This is a genomic window from Kocuria atrinae C3-8 (assembly GCF_000286355.1).
GTDB classification, from domain to species: domain Bacteria; phylum Actinomycetota; class Actinomycetes; order Actinomycetales; family Micrococcaceae; genus Kocuria; species Kocuria atrinae_A.
Genome location: NZ_AJXN01000085.1, coordinates 1 through 10,904 on the forward strand (window position 1 = coordinate 1; position 10,904 = coordinate 10,904).

Consider the following 10,904-nt stretch of genomic DNA (forward strand, 5'->3'; position numbering starts at 1 on the left):
CACCGTCCTCATGGTCGAGGCCTCCGAGCAGCGTGCTCAGTTCCGAAATCGGACCCTCGCCCGGCAACGACTAGCAAACCTCATTCGGGAGGCGCTGGCACCTCCCCCGCCCGCCCGACGGGCCACCCGGCGCACCCGCGGATCAGTGCGCCGTCGGCTCGCGGCCAAGCAACGCCGCTCCGAGATCAAGGCGACCCGGCGGCGTCCGAGGGGCGATTGACTGGTTCCGGGAGCTTCTACGGTAGGCCCGCCATCGGGCCGTTTGCAGTGGAGCAATACCCTCGAGTCGCTATCGAAGAGCACGCCGCTCAAGCCTCAGCTCGTACTGGCTTTGCAAGTTCATCCATAATTCAGCGAACGTCCCGAAGTACTTGGCCAACCGCACCGCCGTATCCGGGGTGCTGCCGCGCTTACGTTGCACGTTACAACCCGCACCCTTGACGTGCTGCGAATGCCAGATTCGTTGAGTGGCATGACTGCAGAACGATCTGATCAATTGGTCATGCAAAGGGGCATCGCGCCAATAGGGCTAGGCGTCAACCCGAAACCTCACTTGGAGGTTCTCGTTGGGCCACAGAGATCCGGCGGCATGGCCCATCAGGAGTTTCGGGTAGTAGGTCCATGCAAACCAAGGTGCTACGGGCGACCTCCCAAGTGATCCGTCGAGACATAGACCTCCGGCTGCCAGCGCCACTCCAAGAACTCTTCGTTGCGAAGGGCACGATCGGATGGCTGCAGTAGATAGAACCATGTAGCTGTAGTGCGCCGCGGCCCACACAACCCCTGGACGTACACCACGGAAACTTCGATCCGCCCAACCCACCACACCCGGATGTACATGCAAGGCAGCAAATGTCAGATGTTCCATAGTTCCCTGGCCCGCGCGCTCGTACCATCGGACGCAGGCACGAGTGTTGTTGACATATGTTCCGCCAACCAGATCAGCTGCCATTACGGCCATGATCATTGCAATTTTTCCGTTTGCCCCACGTCGCTTAGCCCGCAGCCCGGCTCCGATCAGTCCAATGACAGCGGAGCCAATGGCAATGCAGTTATCCACACGTGTCGCCTCAGGGCCCACAAAATTACCCCAAGCACGTTTGATCGATCTGAATAACTCGCTCATTTCGGGCCTCCAGCGGTCACCCCGTTATACCTCAACCCAATACCCCACCAACTTCCCTAGTCAAGCAACATCTGGATGACAAACATGACCACTGAACCGTCCTGGGTATTGTTCCGGTCCGTTATTGAGAGGATTGGACCCATGCCCCAGAAGTATTTCGAGCCGTTTCGTGCCCGTGCGGTGCGGATGGGCCTTGATCGGTTGGAACACGATGATGCTCCTAGTCGGTACGTGGTGATCAAAGAGACCGCCCCAAGGCTGAACATTGCGGTTGAGACGCTGCGACGGTGGGTAGAACAAGCAGAGATTGACGCCGGTAAATGCCCGGGGGTCTCCAGCGACGCCCAGGCCGAGATCCGCCGACTCAAACGTGAGAACTCGCCAACTGTGGCGGCCAACGAGATTCTGAAGTCGGCCTCAGCTTAATTCGGACGCCGAGTCCTCCCGACCCACGACGAGATGATCGCGTTCATTGATCTGTATCGCGATCAGTTCGGGCTCACACCAATCTGTCGCACCCTGGGTGCCACAGAGTGTGGGTTCATCACTTCCCGCGGCTACCTTGCCGCTAAAACGCGGCCGGCCAGCGACCGGGCCATTCGTGATACGCAGCTGATCGAAGTCATTGCCCGGATCCACCAGGACTATTACTTGCGTCTACGGGGCCCGGAAGATCTGGCATGCGATGGCCCGGGAAGGCTGGCAGATCGGAGGTGACCAGTGCGCACGCTTGATGCGTAAGGCCGGGTTGGTCGGTGTGGTTCGAGGTCGCTGCCCACGAACCACCGTCGTCTCGAAGGCCGCCGATGCACGCGGGGGATCTGGTCAATCGGTGTTTTACCGCCACCGGGCCGAACCGGTTGTGGGTTGCTGACATCACCTATGTGCGCACTACCAGTGGGTTTTGCTACACCGCTTTCATCACCGACGTGTTCTCCGTCGCAGATTGTGGGATGGCGGCCAGGGCCACGTGCGCACCGAAGCGCTGCTCTTGGAAGCATTGGAACACGCCCTGAGCACGGCACAGGATCGGGCGCTGGATCAGTTGGTGCACCACAGCGATCGGGGCAGCCAATACGTCTCGATTCGCTACACCGAACACCTGGCGAAGCCGGTGTGCAAGCCAGTGTGGGCTCCGTCGGAGACAGTTACGACAATGCGATGGCCGAGACGGTCAACGCGCTCCATAAAGCGGAACTGATTTACGCCCGGCCTGCATGGCCCTCCGTGACCGAGGTTGAGTTCGCGACGATGAACTGGGTGCATTGGTGGAACCACGACCACATCCACGATTCCTTGAACTACCGAACCCCGGTCGAGATCGAGAACGCCTATCATCAAACCCACGAGAGCTCACCAGCACTCGCGTAATGAATCGGCCCGGGTTTGATGCCGCTGCTGTTTGAGTCCGGAAGGATGGGCAGCATGCCGAAGGCGGTGCCGGTAATGGTCTGCGCTCCGTCCGGGTCGTCGGCCGCCGGCGAACCACGGAGGTCCAGGGCAGGCAGCGGGGTCGTTCCTGTGCCGGCATCGTAGCGCGGGCGCGCCGGGGTCAGCGCAACCAGAAATCGGTGCGGGCCTTTGGAAGCTAGCCCACGCCATCTACACATGCGGCAAGAAAAACGGGACTGCCGCACGATCAGGTCAAGATGCCACCTATCCATGCGGCAGTCCCGAAATGCGCCCGAAATCGATCGTGACTTGCAGCTTTACACGTTGAATCTAAACTCGACCGAGTTTCGATGATTTCGGAACATTTGGTGCTAAGGCTGTTCCCGCGCAGTTAAATAAAGCCTGACATGGGCGTTTAATACAAGTTAGTAAAACTCAGAGGACACATGCGCCAGTTGGAGTGCCTCGGACCAGATTAGCATCTGGGGTTATGGCAGAGTCGCGATGAGGGCAGGCAGACACGTCATCGGACAGGTTGGCGTGACGACAAGGCTCCCCTCCTCAGATTAGAGGTTCGGCCTACCGCCAACGCTGACCCAGTACGGACATTCGCCGTCATGGTTCCCCCAGTCGCACGCGTGAGGACCCTCGTGATGGTGCCACCCACCGAAGCGACCAAGTTCCTCAGACCAGTGCTCACAGCGGATCACCTCGGAGGCACGGCTCGAGCTGTTATCGACCATAATTCGATTCTCTCACGCCGAGGGTTACTGCCCATGCGCCCTCGCGCGGTCAGAGGAGTCGCGTGCGAGAGTGGAACGATTGGGATCGCGAGCGGCTATTCTCCGTCACGGCGGGGCACAACAGCGGCACGCCCGGTGCGAGATGCAGCCCAAGTGGTGTGTTCACGGCTGATCGCTTCTTCCGCGTCGCTACGACGTATGACCAACGCTCCTCAGAAACCGTGCGAAGTTTCCCTTCTTGTAGTGCGAGTTCTTTGGTTGCAACGGAATATGCGGACGCGAGTGGCGTGAATTGCTTCACTGCAACCCAAGCCGCTCCGGCACCAATGATCGCCGCTAAAAGTCCGGCCAAGTCGATTGACCATGCTCCGAGAACTTGACCGACTGCCAGGGTAACGGCCGCAACTTCCGCAACGATGAGAACAAATCTCCACCCATTCGCAAAGCGACGATTCGTTCGAGCCTTACGTGCATACCATCGATGCTGATCAAGGGTACGGCCCTCGACGTAGGCACGTTGGCGGTCTACGAAGGAAAGTTGCCGCAATTGGTCCATCTGAGGGGTCACGACTGCATGCGAGCTCTCAAAGACGATTCGGTCCGACACTTGATCAATAACCTCCACCATGCGCGTTCGAAAGAGGTCCTCGGCCGCTTCTCGCGACATGACCACCGGGAATGGATCAGCACAAACTGCGTAGCGCCACGCCAACGTCTTCGCAGACTCAGCGACTGCCCGACCCTCGTACCAATCCTTCTCAGACTGAAAGACCCACGATGCTAGTTCACTGACCAGCGCCACGATGAAGCCGCCGAGGACCACCCACGACGCCACGCCCAGGTTTCCACCCAAGCCAGCGAATGCGCTGCCGATGGCTGCGATCACGCCTCCGCCAACTTTGCTTGCAGTGAGCGTCAGAGCCCATCTCTGACCCCGGACAGAAGCCGCATCCGCGTCCTTCCAAACGCCAGGCAGATGCTCTTCTGTAAGCCACTGAAGTTTATTCATCACGCATTACGCAACCGAAGGGATCGCGAGTTGTCGCGAAGGTTTGCGAGAACAGTCCGGGCACTGTATGCCTCTTCGATCAAAGTAGCCAGGCCTGCCGAACTATTCGGGTATTTCCACCACCGTGCGTATCCCGACTCGCCATCGAAGTTGTCTTGTACTCGGGCGGGCAGTTGCTTTCCAACGTAATTCGCAGCCGACGGGAGCGTGATCGCCATAAGTCCGCTGGCAGATGACGTCGTGGTGTTTCGGAGGGATGCGGCAATCTCCCAGTCGACGAACCGGCGACCCCAGGTCTCTCGACCCACCATCACGATCGTGACCGTCGTATCCTGAAGATACTTGCTGCGAATCTGAGATTTGATGTAGTCGGCGTTAAGGCTATTGATGATGTCGCCTGACATACTTGCCCCGATCCCCCGCGCGATCAGAACATCCTGGTCATGATCAAAGGTCTGGATGAACTCCTGGACCTCGCCTTCGTCGGCATGATGATAAGAGATGAAGCATTTCCGACGAGTGTTGCTAGCCAATGTTGACATCGAATACCTTTCTAGTGCCCACGCCAGTCGCGTGGCTTTGTCCATCGAAAGAGGGGCCGCGGACATACATCACTTGCCTCGGTGGCGACCGCTCGGCCGTGTGCGTTCAAGCACTCTTCCGATAAGTCGCGTTGAACACGGCTCCGGCGAGCCAGTGCTTGAAACTGCTGTTGTCCTGGAACTCCTTGAAGAGCTGGGTGTCATCTGAGATGAGGCGCAGCATGACCTGGCTGAGAGCTCGATCGCTCTCCACCCGGGCGTTCACCGGGTCGTCGTTGGCCTGTGCGTTCTTGTAGGCCTCGTCCTCGGACACGAGCCTCGGGATCTCCTCGGTGATGAAGCGCTCGACACGATCGGCATCGTTCCACTCGATGTTGCCGAAGTGGTCGTTGAAGCTTCTTACGATCGCCGAGAGCCTCTCGAGCTCTGGGTCCGTAAGGTGGCCTCCGCCGGCGGCAGGGACCGGGGCGAGCGTGCCGTCTTCGTCATCGAGCACAATCTTCATTGCGTTGAGCTTCTCAGCGCGATAAGACTCCAGGTCGATGTTCTCTAGAATTCCGGCGGCGAGATCCTCTTCCTTAGGAGCCGGCAGCTTGGGCACTAGGTGATCAAGGAAGATCGAACGCTTTTCCCACTCGCTGCTGCCATAAGGCAGGACTGTAGAGAGGAAGTTATATGTACGAAGGAACGCCTTGGCGCTGCCCTTGAACATCACCTGGTCCTCTTCATCGGGGAGTTCGATGTACTCAGCGACGCTTGTGTCCAGCAGCGGGTCAAGGTAATCGCGCCTCTCCCCCGCCAAGTACCGACTGACAAACTCATCGACTTGCTCAGGCGTGTAGATGCCAAACGCGTCAAGGTCGTTGACCAGATCGTGCAGCTTGTTGGCGTCCGTCTCTTCAGACAGCACGGTCGTGCGGTAGTACGGCTCGAAAGCGCGCTGAATCTCATCAGCGTCATTGGCAAAGTCGAGGACGAACGTGTCGTGCTTCGCGGGGTGCGCCCGATTAAGCCGCGACAAGGTCTGCACGGCCAGCACACCCGAGAGCATCTTGTCGACGTACATTGTGTGCAGTAGAGGCTCGTCATACCCGGTTTGGAATTTGTTCGCGACAACAAGGATCCGATGCGGATCGATCTTCACCTGCTCGGCGATCGCGTTGGAGGGGAAGCCATTCAAGCTTGCCTCGGTGACTTTCAGCCCTTTGTACTCGTGCTCACCAGAGAATGCGACGACCGCCTTGTACGGGCTCTTGCGGGCTGCGAGCGCGTCACGAATCGCATGGAAGTACTCGATGCACCGTGCGATCGACGAAGTTACGACCATTGCCCGCGCTTGGCCGCCGATCTTCCGCTTCGCGACCACCTGGGCAAGGAAGTGCTCGACCATGATGTCGGTCTTCTGAGCAATGGCGTGCTCGTTGCCCTCGACATAGGCACGAAGCTTTTTCGAGGCGCGCTTCGCATCGAACTCGGGATCGTCCTCCACAGTCTTCATCAGCTTGTAATAGCTGCCGACCGGCGTGTAGTTGGAGAGGACATCGACGATGAAGCCCTCCTGAATCGCCTGCTTCATTGTGTACGAATGGAATGGTCGGAAGCTGGTGCCTCCTTCGGCGTTGGGCACCGGCTCGCCGAACATCTCGAGCGTCTTGTTTTTCGGCGTCGCCGTGAAAGCGAAGTAGCTCGCGTTCGTCAGCAGCTTCTTGCCCTCGATGATCCGGTTGATCCGGTCCTCGACGGTGTCTTCGTCGTGGGTCTCGATGCCGCTGAGTGCGCTCGAGACGGCCGCCGAAGTCTTCGACCCCTGGGACGAGTGCGCCTCGTCGATAACGATGGCGAACCTACGGTCACGATGGTCCGCTCCGATGTCATCCAGGATGTACGGGAACTTCTGCACCGTGGTGACGATGATCTTCTTGCCCGCCGTGATCGCCCGCCGCAGATCTCCGGACCGGTCGGCATGAACCACGGTCGAACCCACCTGCAGGAACGACTTGATGGTTTGCGTGAGCTGGCTGTCAAGGATGATGCGGTCGGTGACGACGATGATCGAGTCGAACGCGATCCGACCAGCATGTGTGGCCTCGGTGAGCTGGTGAGTCAGCCAGGCAATCGAGTTTGACTTGCCACTGCCAGCCGAGTGTTGAATGAGATAGCGACGACCAGCACCGTTCGCCTCCACATCGGACAGGAGTTGGCGCACGACATCGAGCTGGTGATACCGAGGGAAGATCGCCTTGGAGACCTTCTTGCCAGTCTTCTGGCTCTTTTCAACCACGATCTGCGCATAGTTCTCGATGATCCCGGCGAGGCTCTGCGGCGCAAGCACTCGTCGCCACAGGTAGTCCGTCATGACTCCATCGGGATTCGGCGGGTTACCCGCACCGTCATTGAACCCCTGATCGAACGGAAGGAACCACGAAGAAGCGCCCTTGAGTTCCGTACAGAATCGTGCGCGCTGGTCGTCCAGTGCGAAGTGCGCGATCGTCCGTCCGAAGGCGAACAGCGGCTCACGAGGATCGCGGTCGCGCTGGTACTGCTGCACGGCATCTTCCACGGTCTGATTCGTGATGTTGTTCTTCAACTCGAAGGTGAAGATCGGCAGGCCGTTGACGAACGCCACAAGGTCGACGCCATCCCCCGGGTTACTGACGCTATGATGCACCTGCCGCGTGACGACGAACCGGTTCGCGGCGAAATGCTCAGCAGATTTCGGGTTCCCATTCCCAGGTGTCGGGTAGTACAGATCAATGTGGTGACCGTGATGGTCGATGCCGTTTCGCAAGACGTGGACGACACCCCGCCGCGTGATCTCACCCTGGAGCCGAGCGAGGAACTTGTGACGCGTGGGAGTCTGCGATTCGAGCCCGAGCGAGTCGACGAGATCGGGCTGGGTTGACTCGACGAACGCAGCGAAGTGCTCCAGATCGATCGCGTAGGAAGCGACGTAGTCGCCAGGTGCCCCCGCGGTCCAGCCACCCTCGCTCATCTGAGTGACGATGAGCGTTTCCAAGCTCTCCTCGTTGAGTCGCTGCATGCTCACTCCTCGCCTTCGCTCAGTGCTTCCTCAAGATCATCATCGGTTGCTGAGACCGTGTTGTCGAACGACTCGGGTGCGTGCGGCAACGTCGCTGCGATGGCACGGACGTCGACCTGGCCCGTCACGACGTCCGCGACGAGTCGTGTGCGGAATTCACTTAGGAGATCAATCTCTCGCCTCGTCTTCCCAACGACCGTTTCAAGCTCCGCCGATCGCTTGTGAAACTCATCCACGATCGCTTTTTGTACATCAACTGGGGGCAATCCAATCCAAAGGTTGGCAATCACGCCTTGCCCAATGTTCTGCATCGACTGACTCGCGCCGACTGCACCAGCCTCGATCTGATCACGAGAACTTCTAGAACCCATCGCGAGAGCCAGGAACTCGTTGTCAGCTCGGTCCGTTCGAACCTTCAACCGAAATGTTTTATCCGAGAAGATAAGTTTCTCTCGAGGATTCAACGCCACTGCGGCAGAACCGACCAATTCGCGGGTGTTTGCCCGACTTACGAGCAGATCGCCATGCTTCACTTCGAGTTCGGGCCTAGCTTCTTGACCTTCAGGGAGCTTCTTATTCTCTTCAGAGCGGAAGCGACCATGGTTAGAACAACCGGCCTTCAAGACGCCCCACTCATCGGGGCCGGCGGGCTGCGCATCACACTGAGGTGACCACCCTTGCTCCAGTCCCACAAGCACCTTCTTGACTCGAAGTAGTTCCCACGACGCCGGGACTGTGCTGAGCCAGGGAAGCCCAGTGGAGGTCTGATCTTGCTCAGTGTCACCTCGCACCAACGATTCAGCGTTTGCTTGCTCCTGTTCTTCGAGAAGAGCGATGAGGCGGCGCTTGGCAGCGATGGCCTTGTCGATGCGGGCGTTCGCGTGGGCAAGGTACTTCACGATCGCCGCCTGCTCTTCCGCTGGCGGCAAGTGCACCTCGATGTTGCGCATACAGGGAATATTGAGGTCCCACTGGCCGATCCGAACACCATCAGATGCCGCGCCGAATTTCGCGACATAGGGCTTGCTTCGAAGTAGGTACTCCCCATAAAGCGGCACCGCAAAGTCAGCTTCGAATACGAAGTATGCCGGACTTACGATTCCGTCCACGGGTGCTAGGCCGAGTGATCCCTGCCAGGCCTTCATCTTGTTGACGACCAGGTCACCGGTTCGCGCGATCTTGTAGTTGCTGAGGTCCTCAGGAATCACGTTGTGATTGGCATCGTCCGCGGATCGCACGAACACACCGCGCTCACGAGCAACGGTCAGGAGGGGCAGTTCAGGGCGGTTCCGCACACTTCGCGGCACCAGTATCGACCGCAGAGAGCGCAACCGCCAATCATCCGCCACCCTATTCGCTCTCGGTAGCGAGAAGAGCCCGGCAACCATCAGTTCTTACCCGCTATCTCTGCAATCAGGTCGTCCGTCTCGGCTTCAAGAGCACGGATGTCAGCCTGGATCTCGGCGAGGGTGCGCATCGGCGCGGGCTTATAGAAGTGGCGCGTGAAGGAGATCTCGTAGCCGATCTTTGTCTTCGACTCATCAATCCAGGCATCCTGCGCGTATGGCATGACCTCACGCCGGAAGAACGCCTCAACTCCGTCGGCGTAGTCGCCTTCCGGCTCAGTAAGCGGGACCTGCTCAGTGTCTCGAAGTTCGGTGTCGGGCTCGTATTCCACCACTCGAGTTCGCCCGTCGATGACCGCCTCGTATCGACCATGCAATGGATCGGGCGTTGCCGCGTACGGGAGCGCCTTCTTGATGACCGGGGGCGCGGTCTCGTCGCGCACACCGTCTTCCTTGAGCTGCTTGATCTCCTTCGCGGTGTACACGCGGTTTGGATCCACGCCGACGATGCGCAGCGGTCGCTCGACGATGATCTTCTGGTAGCCGAAGTCGACTCCGTCGAACACCTTAGAGCGATCGGTGTCGTCATACTGGTCGAATGCGGTGAACGCCTCGAGCACATTATCGGCGTCAGTCGCACTAACTTCGACGCCCTTTTCGCCGAGGTTCTTGCGCAGCGGCGTCGACCATCCGGTCGCGTCGATCAGTTGCACCTTGCCCTTGCGACGCTCCTCTTTACGGTTGGAAAGCACCCACACGTAAGTCGCGATGCCGGTGTTGTAGAACATCTTGAGCGGCAGCGCGACGATCGCTTCCAGCCAGTCGTTTTCGATGATCCACCGACGGATGTTACTCTCGCCCTGCCCTGCGTCACCGGTGAACAAAGAAGAGCCGTTGTGGACCGAGGCGATCCGGGAGCCAGTTCGGTCTCCTGCTTCATCTTCGAGATCAGGTTCGCGAGGAACATCAGCTGCCCGTCGCTGCTGCGCGTGACGAGCGAGTATTCGCTGTCACCATCGTGAGTAACCACGAAGCGCGGATCGATGATCTTCTTCGCACCGCCGAGCCGATCCTGATCGGTCTTCCAACTCTTGCCGTACGGCGGGTTGGAGAGCATGAAGTCGAACTCCTGCCCTGCGAAGGCGTCGTTCGACAGGGTGGAGTACTCGGGACCGCCGACGATGTTGTCGGCCGCTTTGCCGTCGCCCTTGAGGATGAGGTCGGCCTTCGCGATCGCGTACGTCTCGGCGTTAATCTCCTGCCCGTACAAGTGGGTCGAAACCTTCTTGCCAGACGATTCCGTGAGGTGATGCAAGGTCTCCTCAGCGACGGTCAGCATGCCGCCGGTGCCCATAGCGCCGTCGTAGAGGCGGTACGTGCCCGACGGGATGGCGTCAGCGATCGGTTCGAACATCAGCCGGGTCATGAGTCGGACGGCGTCGCGCGGCGTCCAGTGCTCGCCAGCCTCTTCGTTGTTCTCCTCGTTGAAGCGGCGCACAAGCTCTTCGAAGACCGTGCCCATCCCATGGTTGTCCATCCCGGCCGGGGAGAGATCGAGATCCGGCGCGAGGAACTTCTCGATCAACGCACCGAGCGCGTCGGCCTTCGTGAGCCGAGGTAGCTGGTTACGGAACTCGAAGTTCTCGATGATCTCCTGCACGTTGGGCGAGAACCCGTCCAGGTACGCCTCGAAGTTCTGCCTAAGC

5 protein-coding genes and 4 pseudogenes are annotated in these 10,904 nt (G+C 59.2%); 2 read left to right on the forward strand and 7 right to left on the reverse strand.

The genetic code is table 11. The features are described 5' to 3' along the window. A pseudogene (locus YO9_RS17850) lies at positions 1-220 on the forward strand (aminoacyl-tRNA hydrolase); the annotation flags it as partial. A gap of 69 nt (positions 221-289) precedes the next feature. Here YO9_RS17850 and YO9_RS0109570 read toward each other — a convergent pair. Further along, a pseudogene (locus YO9_RS0109570) lies at positions 290-421 on the reverse strand (helix-turn-helix transcriptional regulator); the annotation flags it as partial. Positions 422-1,267: 846 nt separating this feature from the next. Here YO9_RS0109570 and YO9_RS17855 point away from each other — a divergent pair. Continuing rightward, positions 1,268-2,497, forward strand: a pseudogene (locus tag YO9_RS17855) (IS3 family transposase). Positions 2,498-3,310: 813 nt separating this feature from the next. On the opposite strand, the gene YO9_RS0109590 reads toward YO9_RS17855, so the two are convergent. From YO9_RS0109590 to YO9_RS19965, 6 genes and pseudogenes are all read right to left on the reverse strand, one after another. Next, on the reverse strand, positions 3,311-4,270 hold the full coding sequence (locus YO9_RS0109590) for a DUF4231 domain-containing protein (protein ID WP_223286364.1): 960 nt from the start codon (positions 4,268-4,270) through the stop codon (positions 3,311-3,313). Beyond that, positions 4,270-4,812, reverse strand: a complete 543-nt coding sequence (locus YO9_RS0109595; RefSeq protein ID WP_031273022.1) for a TIR domain-containing protein — start codon at positions 4,810-4,812, stop codon at positions 4,270-4,272. The genes YO9_RS0109590 and YO9_RS0109595 overlap by 1 nt, the downstream gene beginning before the upstream one ends. A gap of 106 nt (positions 4,813-4,918) precedes the next feature. Beyond that, positions 4,919-7,852 carry a type I restriction endonuclease subunit R gene (locus YO9_RS0109600; RefSeq protein WP_031273023.1) on the reverse strand — a complete coding sequence of 978 codons (2,934 nt, stop codon included), beginning with the start codon at positions 7,850-7,852 and terminating at the stop codon, positions 4,919-4,921. Between the two features lie 2 nt (positions 7,853-7,854). Beyond that, positions 7,855-9,090 (reverse strand): restriction endonuclease subunit S, encoded by a 1,236-nt coding sequence (locus YO9_RS0109605; RefSeq protein WP_223286365.1) that lies wholly within the window; start codon positions 9,088-9,090, stop codon positions 7,855-7,857. A 149-nt stretch (positions 9,091-9,239) separates the two neighbouring features. After that, on the reverse strand, positions 9,240-10,082 hold the full coding sequence (locus tag YO9_RS19960; protein WP_262925648.1) for an SAM-dependent methyltransferase: 843 nt from the start codon (positions 10,080-10,082) through the stop codon (positions 9,240-9,242). Between the two features lie 107 nt (positions 10,083-10,189). Further along, positions 10,190-10,735 (reverse strand): annotated as a pseudogene (locus tag YO9_RS19965) (HsdM family class I SAM-dependent methyltransferase); the annotation flags it as partial. Between the last annotated feature and the right edge of the window lie 169 nt (positions 10,736-10,904).